Raw genomic sequence first — 18,187 nt, 5'->3', positions numbered from 1 at the left:
ATAAAATGAGTAACATAAATAATTCAAAGATTTTATCACCAAAAAGAAACTCTACGGCTTGTACAACAATAGAGGGGTTAGCTACAGAGCAGTTGGCATATTTTGATATAGATGCAAATAGTGCTTATGGTGAAACATTAAAAAAAGCAGCGATAGATATTTATACTGCCCAAGCAGATATTTCTAAGCTACAAGAAATTACTTTCGATACTGTTGGTAAATTAGATGCTAGTGAAAAAGTAGCGTATTTTAATGCAAAGCGCTTTATGTCTTTTCAAATAGCTAAAGTTTTAGAAACTTTACAAGGGCCGTTAAAGAAAACATACGAATCATTAGAGCAGTCTGACGCTACTTTAAATGCAAAAGGACCAATGCCTTTGTTTAATAATATTGCAGCATTGTTTTCTGCAACACCCGTAATTGCACGTACATCTACGTACGATTATTCATGTACAGAGTGGATTGATGATGCTTTTAATGGTAAAGAATCTATTCACCACATTTACTCAAGGTCCTTAAATCCAACATCTATGGCGCTTGGTACGCACATGGTACATTTAGAGGCTGGTAAGTATGCAGATGAATATACTGCTTGGAATTTTAATAGTGGTATGGCTGCAATTGATGCCTTATTATGTAATGTGTTAAGCTACCAAGATATTATAATTGTTTCTAGAAATATTTATGGTGGAGCTTACCAATTAATTGAAGATTTTTTTGCAAAAAAGAGCAAGATGGATATTCAAGTTGTTTGGTTTGATGGCTATACATTAGAAGATTTTAAACCTGTAATGGATCAAGCTAAGATAGCTTACAAAGAGCAAATAGCAGGTGGTAAAAAAATACATGTTTACATAGAGTCTCCATGTAATCCGCACGGTTATATGTTAGATGTTCCTGCAATTTGTAAGTATGCGAAACAAAACGGGTCGATGGTGATGTTAGATGGTACTGTGGCAACGCCATTTTTAATTAAACCGTTGCAACAAGAAGATGAAGATTGTAGGCCAGATTTCTTATTTCACAGTTACACAAAAGATATTACAGGATCTGGTAATGCGATTGCAGGTGGTATAATTGGAAAAAATAGCTTGATGTTTGTTCCTAAAGGGGAAAAAATTGACGGTGTTAATTGGGATGAGTCATTATTTTGGAATGTATACTACATTAAAGGAGCTTTTTTAAATGCAGATACTGCTTTTGAGATTTTATCAGGAATGAAGACAATGAATTTAAGAATGACTCAAAAATGTGTAAACACATTGGTGATGGCTAAATTTTTTAATTCTAATCCAGAAATGTCAGTAATATGTAATGCTGTAGAAAGTGATCCTAACAATGCTATCATGAAAAAAGTTAGTAAATATAAGTTAGCAGCTCCGTTATTTACAATCGATTTCGAAAAAGCAAATGTAAGTGATAACGCATTTAAAAAATTCTTCGACACGTTAGCGCCAGCCTTTGGTTTTCAAGTAAGTCTAGGGCAAATTAATACCACATTATTATGTCCTGCATTTACATCGCACTCTGAGTTAGATAAAGAAGCTTTATTAAAAGCAGGGATTCATAAAACAACAATGAGAATATCAGTTGGTAATGAGAATCCAAAAGAATTAATTAAGCATTTTATTCAGTCAATAAAATTAATGATCGATCCAGAAAAACCAGGGTTCTCTGATGCATTTATGGCTATAAGCGAGGTTGATACATTATATGCTGATACGTATATGGAAGTGCAAAAACAATTAATTGAAAACGGTTATTTAAATTAAAATAGATAGTAGTATGATTAACGGATTAAATTTAGAAGCGCTAGGAGCTTACAAGGCAACTGTAGAACAAGATGCAAAAAACGGAATGTACAATGGTGGTATTAAAGCTACTTGGATGGGAGGTACTAAGGTAGGTGTTAAAACAAACAATCTTGCTTTAGGAGATGAAACGATTCCTCATGATTTTTCATTTACTATTGATGAACCAGCGCAATTATTAGGAGCACACTCAGCACCAACACCACAAGATTATGTATTGGGAGGACTTTCTGGATGTATGATGGTAACTTTCGTAGCAATGTGTTCAATGAAAAATATTGAATTAGAGTCTGTTACTTTAGATATTAAATCAGGATTAGATTTACAAGGTTTCTTAGGTGTTAATGAAACATCTCCTGTAGGTTTTGATGCTATTGAGTATGTATTTACTGTAAAAGGAAACGGTACAGAAGCACAGTATCAAGAAGCCGCAGATGAGGTAATTAAGTTTTCACCTAATTATGCAACGATGGCTAATAAAGTGAAGATGATAGCTACTTTAAATATTATGTAACCTATAATCATACATAATTAATTACCAAGGGGCTCACACTGTGAGCCCCTTAATTACTTCAATAATATTAATAATTACTAAATAATACAAATATGACAATTACAGTTTGGTCAGATATAAGATGTCCTTTTTGTTATATCGCAAAAAGAAAATTAGAAAACGCAATATCACAATTTAACCACAAAGATGAAGTTGTGGTGGAATGGAAAAGTTTTGAGTTAGATCCTAGATTAGAAACGAATACCAAAATGAATACAATAGATTATTATGTGAGTAAAGGAGCTAGTAGGCAGCAAATGACAGATTTGTTTTCTAATGCAACAAGAATGGCTAAAGAAGTAGGTATCACTTTTAATTTAAATGAGATTATAGTAGCTAATTCTTTTAAAGCACACAAATTAGTGCATGTTGCTAAAACAATTAATAAGCAAAACGAAGCAAAAGAATTATTATTGAAAGCTTATTTTACGGATGGTGAGAATATTGATGATGCTAATGTTTTATTACAAATAGGAGAAAATTTAGGTTTTTCAAAAGAAAATTTGGAAGATAAATTGAGCGACAAGAGTTTAGAGGTTAGTATACGTGAAGATCAAGAGTTAGCAAAAGAAGTAGGCGTATCGGGAGTTCCTTTTTTTGTGTTTAACAATAAGCAAGCACTTTCTGGGGCTCAATCTGAAGAAACTTTCTTAGAAATGATTAAGAAAACATATTAGGAGTAAGGTTTTGTTAATAACATGAAAATTAAAAACGAATGGCAGATTTTATAGCTTTTGGAGTGTTAAGTTTCACTTCCTTTTTTACATTAATAAATCCCTTTGGAACCATGCCGATTTTTATGACAATGACGGCGGAGTTAGATAGTCATCATAGAACGAAAACGGCTAAAAAAGCGTCAGTTGTTTCATTTATTACCATTGTTGTTTTTGCTTATTCAGGTCAGTTATTATTCAGTTTTTTTGGCATTTCAGTTCATAGTTTTAGAATTGTTGGTGGTGTTATTTTTTTCTTAATGGGAATGGATATGTTACAAGCACGATTAGGTAAAGTGAAAGTGAATAGCGCTGAGGTTAAAACATATGTAGATGATATTTCAATAACACCATTAGCAATACCTATGATTTGTGGACCAGGAGCATTAACAAACGCAATTGTTATGATGGAGGATGCAGATTCAATTGAAAAAAAAATCACATTAATTATAGCTGTTTTTTTAGTGATGCTTTTAACGTATTTGATTCTTTATAGTTCTTCAAAAATAATTAAAGTACTAGGGCAAACAGGTATTAATGTTATGATGCGTTTAATGGGACTAATTGTTATGGTTATTGCAGTAGAATTCTTTTTTGCAGGGTTAAAACCAATAATACTCGATATTTTAAAATAATATATAAGTACCTTTTTAAATAAAAAAGCTACCTATTTAGGTAGCTTTTCTTAAAGGTGTTTGTTGTTATTAGTTAACAACCTTCTTTAAATTAAATTTGGCAAACTGCTTTTTTGAAGCTTTACCGTTTTTAATATCTAAAATTTCATTAAAATTATGCATCATAAATTCAAGAAATTCAGCTTCTTTATCAGAAAGATCTTTATACAATTCTTTAGTCTTACTGTTTTTACTAGTTCTGTAATAACCAGAACCATCATACCAATATCTACCTTGACCAATGTACCCCCAGTAACGAACTAATAATTTATACACTTTATCCCAGCCTAAAAAACCTTTAGTATTGGCATAAAAACCTGTGTAGTATCCTAATTTAGCCGCGGCTTGTCTTTCGGTAGAAGAACCATGAGAAACTCCATTTCCGATAGCACCAAAATTTCTAAAAGAGATTGAAGCTTCTTGCCAAGTAATATTTTGCCCAGCATTACTAGCTAACCAATAGCCAGCGAAAAAGTCAGCCCCAATTTCTTGGTTTTTACCACTAGCCCAATACCAGTTGTTATCGTACTGTAATATATGACCAAACTCGTGCGCAATAATTGATTTAGCTGCATAGGCATCGTAGTTTGATAACATGCTATTCCACCAAGTTTCTCCAATAAAAACTCGATTAGGATTAGAGTATGCTAACATATTATTGGTATTTGCACCGCGCCAATTATAAACAGTGGGATTTACACCAAAAAACCATTTTAAATTAGGAATAGCCCATTCTATGTAGCTCTGTCCGTATTGCATTTTGTATGTTTTGTAACCTCCATAATAGCCTGTGTTAAATGGAGTGGCGGAAGCAGCACCTAGTAGGTTTTCTTCTTTTAAATGTTCTGTTGATATTAAATTTTGTGCTTCAGACGGAATCGTTTCTTCATTTTTTTGACAAGAATACATTGTTACTACTAATGTCGTAAATACAATTGAAGATTTAATTATGTTAAGTTTCATTATAATTAATAGTTTTTGTTAGTAATATTATAATAAGAACTCCTATTCTTATTATTTCAATTTTTCGGTGATCAAACGAAAAACTATTTTCTTTCTATTCATAGAAATAAGTTAACTATAATGTAAAGCTATGTAAAAAGACATGTTAACATTTTGTTAAGTTTCGTTTTTTTATAGCAAAACGAAAATAATTCGAATAAAAGTGATTTTTTAACAGTGTAAACTATTATTATTCGGTGTGTTAGCTTTGTTTTTAATGATTAAGTTAGCGGGGGTTACTGTTTGTAGATTACAATGTTTTTTAGTGTAAAGTTATTTTAATAGGAGAGAGGTAGAAACAAAAAAGGCAACCAAAATGGTTGCCTTTTTTTATTTTATGAAAGTTCAGTTAATTTTTTAACCAAGCATTTCTTAAGATTACTTTAGGGTTGGTTACAGGTAATTCTTCTATTACTAAACCAGTACTTTCACTAGTTGGTTGTACATAGTCTCCTGTTACTTTTACTAATTTACCATCTCTAGTAACTTCCATAGTTATTTTGTCGCCAGTTTTCCACTGCATTGTTTTTCCTATAATAGGACGAATGTTAGCTAAAGATGTTTTTTCTCCATTTACAGATTCTAAAATATCACCTGCTTTAATTCCTAAAGCTTTTAAAGCGGAATTAGTTTTTATGGTAAAGAATATTTTTTTATCACTATTTACAGATATAAAAGGTTGTCCTTTAGCATCAATAAAATAAGCAGATTTTTCAGTTTTTGTTTTACTCTTTACACCAACCTTGTTAAAAAAAGAAGTATAATTAATTGGTGTAGCACCTTGCACATGAGTTTTAAAGAATTCACCAACTGAAGGATACGTCATTTTTACAATTTCAGCAATAATGTTCTCATCTTTAAAAGCTTTGTTTTTTCCGTATTTTTTAGATAAATCTAACATCATGTTTCTTACGCCGTAAGTACCTTTACTTTCTTCTCTTAAAATAATATCTAAACACATACCTATTAATGCCCCTTTCTGATAAACATTACCATAGTTCTTAGCATATTCAGGATCTAAAATGTTTTTACTCATTTTAGTAAAAGACATTGCATCGTTAAAACGTAATGAAGATCCTATTTTAGTGTTCATTTCAGAAACAAATTCATCTTCAGAAATTAATCCTTGATTTACCTGAAAAAGATTAGCGAAATATTCAGTCATTCCTTCGTACATCCATAAATGTTCAGACATGTTTGCTTTGTTAAAATCAAACGAGTGAATTTCTTCAGAATGTACAGATAGTGGTGAAACGATGTGAAAAAACTCATGAGATACCGTTCCGTTAATCATATTACTAGCAAATTGTTCTTTGCTCATTGTTTCAGGATACACAACAGTTGTAGATGATCTGTGCTCTAAAGCACCATATCCTTGAAACTTATAAATTTCAGGGTCAAATAAATATACTAATACGTTGTACTCGTTTGTAGTTTCAAAACCTTTTAAAAAGTTTGTTTGCGCAGTCATCATTGTTTTTAAAGCTTCCTTTAAATCTGCTGCTTTATGTTTGTTGTTTGGAGAATAGATTGCTAAATTAACATCAATTCCGTTTACTGTAAAGTTTACATTGTTTAATGGCGCATACATAATCGGATTGTCAGAAATTTCATCATATCTAGGCGCTAAGAATACATCTTTACTATTGTCAGTTTTTGTAGTATTCCTATTAATTAAAGATGAGGTTTCATATAAGTTGGTAGGGTGCGTTATAGAAATTTCATAAGGCAATTCTTTTTTACCATTAAAATACCCAATAAAACCAGGTAAGTTTAATAAGAAGTTTTTGCCTTCTTCGATATTTGTACCTGCCATTACATAAATTTTATGCTCTTTCTTAGAATCGAAAGTATCATCAATCCAATAAGAAATTTTATCCATACTCTTTGCATTGTTAATTTGCCAAGAATTTTCGTTTAACTTTTTAGTAATTAATTCTTTACCATTGTAATCAAAAGCTTTAAAGTCAGAAACAAATTTTCCGTAATTACTCATTGCATACGTTCCTGGTACAATTGCAGGAATGTTATATACTAAGGTTTCTTCTTTAATTTTTTGCGGATTAACTTCAACCATTACTTTGTCGTTAACAACAGTATTTAGATTAATTCCTACTGCTACAGTTTGTTTGGTGTTCTTAGCAGTTTTGTAGGTAGCACAGCTTGCTAATAAAGCTAAAGAAGCAACTCCTAATAATATTTTTCTCATGATTAGTTCTAATTTGTTACATAGGTATTAATTATTGACGAAATGTTACATTTTTTGTTACTTATTTAACACCATTTTAAGAACCGTAATATCAACTAAAACGTTGTACCTTTGCAGCGGCATGAGAATAAGACGAGTTTCAGATTGGTTACCGACTACAAATAAGGAGGTTAAGTTAAGAGGATGGGAAGAATTAGATGTAATTCTTTTTAGTGGAGATGCATATGTAGATCATCCATCATTTGGTCCTGCAGTAATAGGGCGTATACTAGAAAGTTATGGGTTGCGAATAGCAATTGTACCACAACCTAGTGTAAATGATAATTTACAAGATTTTGAGAAACTAGGTAAACCTCGTTTGTTTTTTGGGGTTACTGGTGGTTGTATGGATCCGATGGTGAGTAATTATACGGCAAGTAAACGTCGTCGTGATAAAGATGCGTACACACCAAATGGAGATAAAGGGTTTCGACCTGATTATGCAACTTCGGTATATTCAAAAATATTAAAAGATAAGTTTCCAGATACTCCAGTTTTAATTGGTGGTATTGAAGCTTCGTTACGTCGTGTTACACATTACGATTATTGGTCAGATAAATTATTACCAACTATTTTAGAAACATCTAAAGCAGATATGTTGGTATACGGAATGGGAGAGCAGCCTTTACGAGAAATTGTAGAGTTGTTGCAAAAAGGAGTTCCGTTTTCGAGCTTAAAAACAATTAAACAAACGGCTGTTTTTGTTGAAGAAGGAGAGAATGTTCCTAAAAATAAGAATTGGGAAGACATAGAAATTAATTCTCATGAAGCTTGTTTAAAGGATAAAAAAACATTTGCTTCTAACTTTAAAGTAATAGAGCAGGAGTCGAATAAATTAAATGCACGACGAATTTTTCAGCAAGTAGGTGATAAGAAGTTGATGATTAATCCGCCATACCCTACAATGACTGAAAAGGAAATTGATGGGTCTTTCGATTTACCTTTTACACGTTTACCGCATCCTAAATATAATAAGCGTGGGCCAATACCTGCGTTCGAAATGATAAAATTCTCTATTAACATTCACCGCGGATGTTTTGGAGGGTGTAGTTTTTGTACAATTTCTGCACATCAAGGAAAATTTATAGCAAGTCGTAGTCAAGAATCTGTTTTAAGAGAAGTAGACAAGGTTGCTGAAATGGATGATTTTAAAGGATATTTATCTGATATTGGTGGGCCTTCTGCGAATATGTATAAGATGAAAGGTAAAATACAATCTATCTGTGATAAATGTGTTGCTCCGTCTTGTATTTCGCCTGTAATATGTAGTAATTTAGATACATCGCATAAGCCTTTAACTGAATTATATCAAGCAGTTGATAAGCATCCGAAAATAAAGAAATCGTTTATTGGTAGTGGAATTCGACATGATATGTTGGTGCCAGAATTTAATAAAAATGCTGACCCTAAAGAATTAGATGCGTATACCGAAGAGGTAATGACAAATCATATTTCTGGACGTTTAAAAGTAGCACCAGAACATACATCTGATCCTGTTTTAAAGTTAATGCGTAAACCATCATTTAAATATTTTCATATGTTTAAAGATAGGTTTGATCGTATTAATATAAAGAAAAAACTAAAGCTTCAACTAATACCTTATTTTATATCTAATCACCCAGCTTGTGAGAAGGAAGATATGGCAAATTTAGCTGCTGAAACAAAAGATATGGGTTTTCAGTTAGAGCAAGTACAAGGGTTTACACCAACACCTATGACGGTTGCTACGGTAATTTATTATAGTGGTTACCATCCATATACTTTAAAACCAACAAAAACACCTAAAACAGCCAAAGAAAAGGAAGAGCAACATCGTTTTTTCTTTTGGTATAAGAAGGAAAATAAAGATTGGATTCGTAATACACTTAATAAAGTAGGAAGAAAAGATTTATTGAAAGTCTTGTTACCAGAAAACAATTCATGGAAAAAGAATAAGAACGCAACAGAAGCAAAAAATACTTTTGATGATGCGGTTCCTTTTAACCAACGTAAGAATAAAAATTATAGAGCTTCTAAAAGTAATACGAAAGAAGATAAGAATAACGGAAACTCTAAAACGGAAACAAAAGAAACTAAAAAATATAGCGCTCCTAAAAATAAAAGAAGGAGAAGAAGGTAGTTTTATAAAAAAAAATAATCGAAACTTAGTTTGTGATAATTACTAAGTTTCGATTAAATGCAATAAGTTATTCCTGCTATTAGTTGTAAGTAAATATTCTTTCCATTATAACATAATCAATTCCGTCTTTATTAAACTTTTTATCAGTTAATTTTAAGCCGAACCTCTCATAGAATTTTGCTTTTTCTACTCGAGCATTACACCATAACCGTGCTATTTTTTCTTCTTCTATTAAGTTGATTACTTTGTTTAGTAATATTGTTCCGTACCCAAAACCTTGGTATTCTATTAATGTTGCAAATTTTCTAAATTGAGCTTCATTATTTTCTGTAAATAAAGAAACTATTGATGTTATTTCTTCATTTACAAACAAGCCAAAATGTTTTCCGTTTTTATCATTTGCTAATTCAACGTAAGCTAGTGGTTTATTTGGCCACATAACTTTATGTCGAATTTCAAGTGTTTCAGTTGCGGTAATTTGTTTTATTTCTATTGCTGTATTTTTCAATTCTTATATTGTCTTTTGATTAATTCTTCTGGCTTAGTGCAAAATAGATATAAGAAAATAATAAATAACCATTCGAGAGGTTTCATTATTATATAGATTAAATTAGATTTGAAAGGCGTATTTATAACTTTCGATAAATTATAGCCATAAGTATCATAATTTTCACGAATAAAGTGATGTGTTTTTGGATAGTTAACTTGAATAACATCTTCAAAAGCATTTGCAATCATTAGTTGTCTGTTTATTATAATCGGCTTTCCTTGCCTTTTTCCTATTCTTATCGGTTTTACAATTGTTGGGTTTCCTCGTGCTGCAACAGTACATAAATAGTGTCCTTTATGGTCTAATGCTGGGGGATGTGATTGTTGAGAAAAACGCCAAGTTGTAGTATCAGTAAATACTTTTATCATGCTATCAGAGTCTTGTCCGAATAGCATTAAAATGATGGTTATTATAAAAAAAACAGGAAAAATTAATAATAGTATTATTAAAGGATACGATTTTATTTTGAAGAGTATATTATGTAAATAACTTAGTATGGAGTTTTTGTATTGATAATCATTAAAATGATCAGCTACAATATTAGAACTTTTTGCCAATACGTAAATAGAAGTAATACTAGATATAAAAGGATAAAATAAAAAAAATGTTATTGTATTATGATTTGTTGAGGTATTAATTGGGTCGTAATTGAATTCGAACATATCATTTGAATAGGATGTTTGAAGTATGATGAAAAGGTTTAAAACAATACCAATAATTACAAAAATAGTTGTAATAACCCATGTAAGTGGTGGTAGTGTTTTGCTTTTTTTCCAAATTAAAATTTTAGAAATAACATATAATGTGTAAAAGACAAAAACAGTTATCATATTTTTTTGTCCAAGAGGAGTATAGCCTGTTCCGTCTATTGGGTCTATTGCTACATTGTGTTCTACACTAATTAGCAGACAAAATATAAAAGGAATAAAGGTAATTAGGTGAATTATGGCAATACCAACTGTAAACGCTGTTGCTTTCATTTTAATTATTAAAAAGATAATAAAAAAAAATAATAGAATAAATAAGATTTCCATAGTATAAAGGAGTTATAATAACAGCTTGTTTTAACTATCAGCCAAGTTATTAAAAAAAGTAAAAAAAATATGTTTTTAAAATTAAATTTAGAAGTAATAAAACCTTGTTTTGTGGGGAGAAAGAGGTATTTGGGCCCTCGTTATCTTGTAGCACAACGGTTTTCAAGACCGCTGCATTCGACTTGATAGCGGTGATTTGCAATCTGTGTCGATAAAAAGTAAGTAATGCAATTAAAGTTTAAATAATAAAAAACGAACAGGTAATTGTAATTGACAACGGTATGGTAATAAAAATAAAGAATGTCGATAAAATATAAAGTCCGAAGAAGTTTATAGTAATGGATAGTTTTGATAGTAAGCAATAAAGACGATTATTATTTAGAATTATGTATGATTTTATATATTAATGATATAAACATACAGCTAACAGTTGTGATAGAAGTTGAAACTAGTTTTTTAATGATTTTAAAATTGTTTTGTGGAGTTGACACTTCTTTTGCACTTTTTTTACATTTCATTTTTAATGAGTTACAGCTTACAGAGTACCTTTATGGTATCTAATAAATATTTAAATCATTTACTTATGAAAAAATTAGCAGTTATAGGAATTGGAGTAATTATAGGGAGCTTTATAGTTTTAAGTTTTATAAATAAAAGTGAAGCAAAAAAAGAATGCTTAGTTATTACAAATTCTAGTAGCAAATATGTAGCTCTAAATAGTAATGTTCCTTTAGGAAATAAACTTAAAGTTGCACTCAATTATTTTGTGAGAGGAGCAAGTAATAGAACGATAACAAAAAGTAAATTAAGTAAAGCTAAAACCTTAGAAGATATCGTAGCACATTTCCCGTCTAATTGGATAGGGGAGTATGTTTTAGTAGAAACATATAGAGTAACAAAGAATAGTGAAATTAAAATTTTAGGTAAGGATGTTACTTTAAATAAAAAACAAAGAGGACTCTTTAAAAAAGCAAATACTGGCGATGATATACTGGTTAGAGTTATATATAAAAGCAAAAACTCATTAAATGATACGAGTACTAATGAAACAAATATATTGTTAACGGTTGTGCCAGAAGTTTCAGCGAGTTTTATTAGTGATAAAAATACTTTAAAAGAGTATTTAACTAAAAACAGTAGTAAAGAAATAGTAGAATGGCAATTTAAACCAATGCAAAACGCTACGGCTTCTTTTATAGTAAATGAAGAAGGTAAGGTTGCTGAGGTGAATATTACAAAATCTACAGGTGTTACATCTGTGGATGCTTCAATAATGGAATTACTATATGAGATGCCTAGATGGTTACCAGCAAAAAACACAGAAGGAGAAAAAGTTAAGCAACAATTTGAATTAGTTATAGGAGATGATGGGTGTTAGTTTATCGTTTTGTGGAAGTGGTCTTTTTTATTATTGTGTTGTGAGTGAGTTTTTTTAAGTAGGATGATCTTTAATTATTTATGTCCAATGGTAATTAAATTAATCAGTAATAAATCAAAATCAAACAAAAAGGACTAGTAATTAAATGTGAAATATTGAAATTACTAGTACAATTCTATACTGATAATTCTAATAAGTGTACAAATCAATGAGTTATAAATAAATATTGAGGTAGTTTTTTCATAAAAGATGAATTTTTTTTAAAATAATTACCCTTTAAAAAATAATCAATTTGACATGTTGTTAAGTGTAAGTTGTAAGTAACATTTGTTTATATACTTTAATAAAAGGTAGTTATAATAAGGAGGTAATGCTGTTAATGCTGATTATTAATAATTTTATTAAGAATAATTATATTTTTCTTTTTTTTAAGTATATGTTATTTTTTTGGTTAAAATAATATATATAGTTATTAATATTTGTTAAAAAAAAATGAAATTAACATAATAAAAAAATAATATTGATGTTATCCTTTCTGATTATTAACTAAAATATATAACAAATTATGAAAAAATTAAATTTAACTAAACTAGTTTTAGCAACAGCAGTTTCGCTTTTACTCTATAACTGTGAAAGTAATTCTGAAGAAGTTTTAGAAGTTGAACCTGTTGCAGAGGTAGTTTCTATGTGTTTATCTGATGTAAAGAACGCAGAGGGAGATAAAGCAAGAGGTGTAAGTACTCCATCAAAGCATTGGGTAAACGGTAAAACGATTCGAGTGAAATTTTTAAACGGAAGTACTAGGTTTCAAGCTAAGGTGAAAGAATACGCATCAGAATGGGAAAAATATGCAAATATTAAATTTCAATGGGTATCACGAAATAGTCAGGCGGATATTAAGATTAAATTTGACGCGCGTGGAGGACATTGGTCTTATTTAGGTACTGATTCTGAGAATTTTGGTCATTCTATGAATTTAGGGTATGAAGATAATGGCTCTAGTACTTATGGGTTTAGAAGTACTACAATTCATGAATTCGGGCATGCACTTGGTTTAAATCATGAACACCGAAACCCTAGCGCAGGAATTAAGTGGAATAAACCAGTAGTATATAAATATTATGCAGCGCCTCCTAATAATTGGAGTAAAGCAACGGTAGATTCTAATATATTTGCAACGCTTGATAAAAATTCATCGAATTATAGTCAATATGATCCAAAATCAATAATGCACTATCCTATAAATGCAAGCCATACTCTTGATGGTTTTTCTGTAGGGAATAATAATTACTTATCTACAATTGATAAAGAGTATATTTCAGAAGTATACCCTGGTGGAGCTAATACTGGAGGAGGTAACATTTGTAAAGGAGTTGCTAACTATAATGGTAACATTTCTTATTCTGTAGGAGACAAAGTAATCTTTAAAGGGTATGTCTTCAAAAGAACACGTAATGACTGGATTAATCTTGGGGCTTGTACTAATTAATAGCTAACCTATTTTTTAGATTAAAAATTTTTTTCAAAAAAATACTCTGGTTTTATTTCCGGAGTATTTTTATTTACTCATTTATCTATAGTTTTTGATTTTATAACTGATGAATTAAATAGAATCTATTTAAGAATTTCGGATTAAATTTATGTAAATATCAATGAATATCTGTTCAAAGTGTTATTATACGTTATAAGTCAAATACTAACGGCAACAATATTATTTTTCTTTATTTGAAGATGTTTAGATAATGAATGCCAATTTTTAAAGGGGTTAATAGGTTTTTATTTGCATTGTTTCTCTTTGAGATTATAATTAAAAATGTTAGTATAGGATACCGCTAATTATGATGCAAACTCAATAAATAAAAAGTAAATATTGAGGTAATTTTTTCATAAAAGATGCAAGTTTTTAAAAATAATTATTTTTTATAAAATAATCAATTTGATGTGTCGTTAAGTGTGAACTATAAGTAATATTTGTTTATTTATTTTAATAAAAGGTGCTCAAAATAAAGGGCTAATACTGATTATTAATATTTTTATTAAGAATAATTCCGAATCTTATTTTTTATGTAAATCCTGCTTTTTTAGTTAAAATAATACGTATAGTGGTTAATAAATGTTAATAAAAAGAGATAACAACACAATAAAGAATTAAAGTAGTTGTTATCTCCTTCTAATTATTAACTAAATTATATAATCAATTATGAAAAAATTAAATTTAATGAAAGTAGTTTTAATGACAGCACTTTCATTTTTACTCTTCAACTGTGAAAGTAATTCTGAAGAAGTTATTGAAGTAGACCCTGTTACATCTGAAAAAGCTCGTATGTGTTTATTTGAGATGAAAAATTCAAATGATGATAATGCAAGAGGTGTAAGTACTCCATCATTACATTGGAAAAATGGGCAAACTATTACAGTAAGTTTTTTAAATGGAAGTGCTAATTATCAAGCTAGGGTAAAAGAATACGCTTCAGAATGGGAAAAATATGCAAATATCAAATTTAAATGGGTATCATCAAATAGTTCTGCGGATATTAGAATTAAGTTTGACGCGCGTGGAGGACATTGGTCTAGGTTAGGAACTCAGTCTAAAGGTTCTGGGCAATCTATGAATATAGGGTATGAAGATAATGGCTCTAGTGATTACGGGTTTAGAGGTACTACAATTCATGAATTTGGGCATGCACTTGGTTTAAGCCATGAGCATCAAAATCCTGTTGCTGGAATTAATTGGAATAAACCAGCTGTATACAAATACTTTGCAGGGGCACCTAATTATTGGGATAAAGCAAAAGTAGATTATAATTTATTTAGACGTCTTGATAAAAACACGACAAACTATAGTCAATATGATCCTAAATCAATAATGCACTATTCTGTAAGAAACGAGCATACTCTTGATAATTTTTCTGTAGGAAATAATAACAAGTTATCAGCAATAGATAAAGAGTATATTGCTGAGGTATATCCTAAAACAGATACAACGCCTCCTACTGGTGATATTTGTGATGGTGTAGCTCCATATAAAGGTAGATCTTTTCCTTATTCTGTAGGAGATAAAGTAACCTCTCAAGGAACTTTATATCAAAGAACATCTAGCGGATGGATTAACCTTGGTGCATGTGGTGCATCTGCTCCAGCTGACATATGTGATGGTGTTTCTCCATATAATAGTAATTTTTCTTATTCTGTAGGAGATAAAGTAACTTCTCAAGGAACTTTATATCAAAGAACATCTAACGGATGGAACAATCTTGGGGCTTGTGGTAATTAAGAACACACCTAATTTGTTTTAAGTATTAGAATAAAAAAATGCTCTGGTTTAATTTCCAGAGCATTTTGTATGTGTAGTTATTAATGGAATTTAAACAGTACAAGAAATATTAGTTTTCATTATTCAGTAATAAACTTATAATTAAACAAAAAAGCAACCCCAAAAAGGGTTGCTTTTAATTTTATTTAAAGAAAATAGTTATACTAACTCAACAAATAAACCTTCTTCAGTTTTTTCAACTTTAGCTAATTTATTTTTAGTTAAACCTTTAATGGTTTTGTCCCATTTTTTGTTAGATAAACCAGATTGTGTTTTTAAATTATTTAAGTCAATTTTTTCTGCTTTCTCAACAATCGCTAAAACAGCTTTTTCATCATCATTTAACTCAATAGAAGGAGTTTTTTTCTCAGGTCTCATTTGAGGGAAAAATAATACTTCTTGAATAGATGGGTTGTTCGTTAAATACATAACCAAGCGATCCATACCAATACCTAAACCAGATGTTGGAGGCATACCGTACTCTAAAGCACGTAAAAAATCATGATCTATAAATTCAGTAGCTTCATCATCACCACGCTCAGCTAACTTAAGCTGTGCTTCAAAACGCTCACGTTGGTCAATAGGGTCGTTTAATTCTGAATAAGCATTTGCAATTTCTTTACCACAAACCATTAACTCAAAACGTTCTGTTAATTCAGGATTATCTCTGTGTTCTTTACATAAAGGAGACATTTCTTTCGGGTAATCAGTAATAAAAGTAGGCTGAATGTAATTACCTTCACATTTTTCACCAAACATTTCATCGATTAACTTTCCTTTCCCCATGGTAGCATCAACTTCAATCCCCATACCTCTAGCAGCCTCAAAAAGCTCGCTTTCAGATTTTCCATTAATGTCAAAACCAGTAAAATGCTTTATAGAGTCGGCCATAGTAACTCTTGCATACGGTGCTTTAAAATCAACTTCGTGTTCACCAAAAGTCGTTTTACTTGTCCCGTTTACAGCAATCGCACAATGTTCTAATAACTTTTCAGTAAAGTCCATCATCCAATTGTAGTCTTTATAAGCTACATAAATTTCCATAGCAGTAAACTCAGGATTATGAGTTCTGTCCATCCCTTCATTTCTAAAGTTCTTAGAGAATTCATAAACACCATCAAAACCACCAACAATTAAACGTTTTAAATATAATTCGTTCGCAATACGCATGTATAACGGAATATCTAAAGCATTGTGGTGAGAAATAAACGGTCTTGCCGCAGCACCACCAGGAATTGGCTGTAAAATTGGTGTTTCAACTTCAAAATAACCAGCGTCATTAAAAAAGTTACGCATTGCTGTAAATAACTTCGTACGCTTTACAAAAACTTCTTTAACATGTGGGTTTACCACTAAATCGGCATAACGTTGACGGTAACGCATCTCAGGATCTGTAAATCCATCAAAAGTGTTTCCTTCAGCATCAACCTTTGGTAAAGGTAGTGGCTTTAAAGACTTACTTAATAATTTAAAATCTTTAACCATTACCGTTTTTTCACCAACTTGAGTAGTAAATAATTCACCCTCAATACCAATGAAATCACCAATATCTAATAATTTTTTATATACTTCGTTGTACAAAGTTTTATCTTCACCAGTACAAATTTCGTCTCTGTTAAAATAAACTTGTATACGACCATCACTATCTTGTAATTCAGCAAAAGAAGCTTTTCCCTGAATACGACGACTCATTAATCTACCTGCAATTATCACCTTTTTACCCTCTTCAAACTCCTGTTTTATAATTTTTGAATTTGAATCTAATGGGAATAAATCAGCAGGGTACGGATTAATACCTAATTCACGTAATTTCCCTAATTTGTCTCTACGTACAACTTCTTGTTCTGATAATTGCATGGGTTGTTTTTTATAATTTTTAATGAAGCTGTAAAGATACAATCAATTGCAGAATTAAACAATGAAATAACAAGAACAGGTTTTATGTTAAAATGAAAATAAAACTTGAAGATATAAAAAAAGGTTGTATATTTGCAGGCTGCTTTTTTTTAAAGTAGCATTTAGTTGTGTTGTTAGGCACTTTAAATAGTGTCATGGTTTTGTTAACCAATGGAAAGCTTCCCTGAGATGGGACGCTTTTTTTTTATGCCTAAAAAGTATAAGATTTTTTGATGAAGCTATATCCCGCTTTTCGCACTTGCTCTCTGCGAGGAGCTCAAACAAATGCTACAATCAGGGCTAAACTAATTTAGTAAGTTTTGTATATTAAATAAGGGCATCTTTATACTCCCAAAGTGTTGTGAAAAACAATACGAAGTAAACAGCAGCAATCAAAAATTTAATGGTTGCCGAAGTAATAAAACCTAAAAGCGCACCAAAAGAAGCTTTAATAGCTCTGTTAGTATCTTTACTATCATATATTAATTCACCAATAAGTGCACCAAAAAAAGCACCAATAATTATTCCGAAAGGTATTGGAGAAAGTAAGCCAATAATAAGTCCAATAGTTGTGCCATAAACACCATATTTTGTTCCTCCAAAACGTTTGGCTCCCATAGCAGGAATCATGTAGTCAAGAAAAAAGATAGCTACTGCAATAGCTAAGGTAATTCCTAAAAATGTCCAATCTTGCGGTATTGCTTTCGTTAAATAAAGTAATAGCAAACCTACCCAGCTAGTAATTGGGCCAGGTAATACAGGTAAAAAAGCCCCAATAATACCTAAACAAACAAATATAAAGCCAAGTATTGTTAAAAGAATATCCATAGATTAAAATTAATTTTTTGTAAAAAACCTAGATTTTATAACTATATGACGAAGTTGTGAAAGCTTTG

The 18,187-nt window shown here is 30.6% G+C and carries 14 protein-coding genes; 8 read left to right on the top strand and 6 right to left on the bottom strand.

Going from position 1 to position 18,187, the window contains the following annotated elements:
- Positions 1–5 precede the first annotated feature (5 nt).
- The 4 genes from H518_RS0100235 (at position 6) to H518_RS0100220 (ending at position 3,712) form a co-directional block, all read left to right on the top strand.
- On the top strand, positions 6–1,772 hold the full coding sequence (locus tag H518_RS0100235; RefSeq protein WP_028887202.1) for an aminotransferase class I/II-fold pyridoxal phosphate-dependent enzyme: 1,767 nt from the start codon (positions 6–8) through the stop codon (positions 1,770–1,772).
- Between the two features lie 13 nt (positions 1,773–1,785).
- Positions 1,786–2,325: an OsmC family protein gene (locus H518_RS0100230; RefSeq protein ID WP_051263602.1), complete on the top strand. Its 540-nt coding sequence runs from the start codon at positions 1,786–1,788 to the stop codon at positions 2,323–2,325.
- 92 nt (positions 2,326–2,417) lie between these two features.
- A complete protein-coding gene (locus tag H518_RS18910; protein ID WP_043706285.1) occupies positions 2,418–3,041 on the top strand; it encodes a DsbA family oxidoreductase in 624 nt (207 codons plus the stop codon).
- Between the two features lie 38 nt (positions 3,042–3,079).
- Entirely contained in the window at positions 3,080–3,712 is a 633-nt protein-coding gene (locus H518_RS0100220; RefSeq protein ID WP_028887200.1) for a MarC family protein, read from the top strand.
- 69 nt (positions 3,713–3,781) lie between these two features.
- Here H518_RS0100220 and H518_RS0100215 read toward each other — a convergent pair whose 3' ends face one another.
- Complete coding sequence (locus H518_RS0100215; RefSeq protein WP_028887199.1) at positions 3,782–4,714, bottom strand: hypothetical protein; 933 nt, start codon at positions 4,712–4,714, stop codon at positions 3,782–3,784.
- 388 nt (positions 4,715–5,102) lie between these two features.
- Entirely contained in the window at positions 5,103–6,962 is a 1,860-nt protein-coding gene (locus H518_RS0100210; protein ID WP_028887198.1) for a M61 family metallopeptidase, read from the bottom strand.
- 121 nt (positions 6,963–7,083) lie between these two features.
- Here H518_RS0100210 and H518_RS18905 point away from each other — a divergent pair, with 121 nt between their 5' ends.
- Positions 7,084–9,120: a YgiQ family radical SAM protein gene (locus tag H518_RS18905; RefSeq protein WP_081411125.1), complete on the top strand. Its 2,037-nt coding sequence runs from the start codon at positions 7,084–7,086 to the stop codon at positions 9,118–9,120.
- Positions 9,121–9,199: 79 nt separating this feature from the next.
- Here the strand turns inward: H518_RS18905 and H518_RS0100200 are convergent, their stop codons facing one another.
- Complete coding sequence (locus H518_RS0100200; RefSeq protein WP_240472480.1) at positions 9,200–9,628, bottom strand: GNAT family N-acetyltransferase; 429 nt, start codon at positions 9,626–9,628, stop codon at positions 9,200–9,202.
- Positions 9,625–10,704: a DUF6688 domain-containing protein gene (locus H518_RS0100195; RefSeq protein ID WP_028887196.1), complete on the bottom strand. Its 1,080-nt coding sequence runs from the start codon at positions 10,702–10,704 to the stop codon at positions 9,625–9,627. Before H518_RS0100195 ends, H518_RS0100200 begins: the two co-directional genes overlap by 4 nt.
- Before the next feature lie 583 nt (positions 10,705–11,287).
- Between H518_RS0100195 and H518_RS0100190 the strand changes: the two genes are divergently transcribed.
- The 3 genes from H518_RS0100190 (at position 11,288) to H518_RS18895 (ending at position 15,356) form a co-directional block, all read left to right on the top strand.
- Positions 11,288–12,082 carry an energy transducer TonB gene (locus tag H518_RS0100190; protein WP_155995095.1) on the top strand — a complete coding sequence of 265 codons (795 nt, stop codon included), beginning with the start codon at positions 11,288–11,290 and terminating at the stop codon, positions 12,080–12,082.
- A gap of 565 nt (positions 12,083–12,647) precedes the next feature.
- A complete protein-coding gene (locus H518_RS18900) occupies positions 12,648–13,571 on the top strand; it encodes a M12 family metallopeptidase (RefSeq protein ID WP_051263600.1) in 924 nt (307 codons plus the stop codon).
- A 711-nt stretch (positions 13,572–14,282) separates the two neighbouring features.
- Positions 14,283–15,356: a M12 family metallopeptidase gene (locus tag H518_RS18895; protein WP_051263599.1), complete on the top strand. Its 1,074-nt coding sequence runs from the start codon at positions 14,283–14,285 to the stop codon at positions 15,354–15,356.
- Positions 15,357–15,554: 198 nt separating this feature from the next.
- Here H518_RS18895 and lysS read toward each other — a convergent pair whose 3' ends face one another.
- Positions 15,555–17,252, bottom strand: coding sequence for a lysine--tRNA ligase (gene lysS / locus H518_RS0100175; RefSeq protein WP_028887194.1), 1,698 nt, complete (start codon positions 17,250–17,252; stop codon positions 15,555–15,557).
- A 366-nt stretch (positions 17,253–17,618) separates the two neighbouring features.
- On the bottom strand, positions 17,619–18,119 hold the full coding sequence (locus H518_RS0100165; protein WP_028887193.1) for a DUF456 domain-containing protein: 501 nt from the start codon (positions 18,117–18,119) through the stop codon (positions 17,619–17,621).
- Positions 18,120–18,187: the final 68 nt, after the last annotated feature.

Origin of the sequence: Tenacibaculum ovolyticum DSM 18103, assembly GCF_000430545.1 — a bacterium.
Lineage (GTDB): Bacteria > Bacteroidota > Bacteroidia > Flavobacteriales > Flavobacteriaceae > Polaribacter > Polaribacter ovolyticus.
Note: the sequence above shows the minus strand (reverse complement) of the source record. Positions and strands in the feature narration are given on the sequence as shown.

Excerpts from the sequence above, each read along its gene's own strand:
- lysS (WP_028887194.1), bottom strand. The coding sequence starts at position 17,252 with ATGCAATTATCAGAACAAGAAGTTGTACGTAGAGACAAATTAGGGAAA.
- H518_RS18895 (WP_051263599.1), top strand. The coding sequence starts at position 14,283 with ATGAAAAAATTAAATTTAATGAAAGTAGTTTTAATGACAGCACTTTCA.
- H518_RS0100220 (WP_028887200.1), top strand. The coding sequence starts at position 3,080 with ATGGCAGATTTTATAGCTTTTGGAGTGTTAAGTTTCACTTCCTTTTTT.
- H518_RS18900 (WP_051263600.1), top strand. The coding sequence starts at position 12,648 with ATGAAAAAATTAAATTTAACTAAACTAGTTTTAGCAACAGCAGTTTCG.
- H518_RS0100165 (WP_028887193.1), bottom strand. The coding sequence starts at position 18,119 with ATGGATATTCTTTTAACAATACTTGGCTTTATATTTGTTTGTTTAGGT.
- H518_RS0100190 (WP_155995095.1), top strand. The coding sequence starts at position 11,288 with ATGAAAAAATTAGCAGTTATAGGAATTGGAGTAATTATAGGGAGCTTT.
- H518_RS0100195 (WP_028887196.1), bottom strand. The coding sequence starts at position 10,704 with ATGGAAATCTTATTTATTCTATTATTTTTTTTTATTATCTTTTTAATA.
- H518_RS0100235 (WP_028887202.1), top strand. The coding sequence starts at position 6 with ATGAGTAACATAAATAATTCAAAGATTTTATCACCAAAAAGAAACTCT.
- H518_RS18910 (WP_043706285.1), top strand. The coding sequence starts at position 2,418 with ATGACAATTACAGTTTGGTCAGATATAAGATGTCCTTTTTGTTATATC.
- H518_RS0100210 (WP_028887198.1), bottom strand. The coding sequence starts at position 6,962 with ATGAGAAAAATATTATTAGGAGTTGCTTCTTTAGCTTTATTAGCAAGC.
- H518_RS0100215 (WP_028887199.1), bottom strand. The coding sequence starts at position 4,714 with ATGAAACTTAACATAATTAAATCTTCAATTGTATTTACGACATTAGTA.
- H518_RS0100230 (WP_051263602.1), top strand. The coding sequence starts at position 1,786 with ATGATTAACGGATTAAATTTAGAAGCGCTAGGAGCTTACAAGGCAACT.
- H518_RS18905 (WP_081411125.1), top strand. The coding sequence starts at position 7,084 with ATGAGAATAAGACGAGTTTCAGATTGGTTACCGACTACAAATAAGGAG.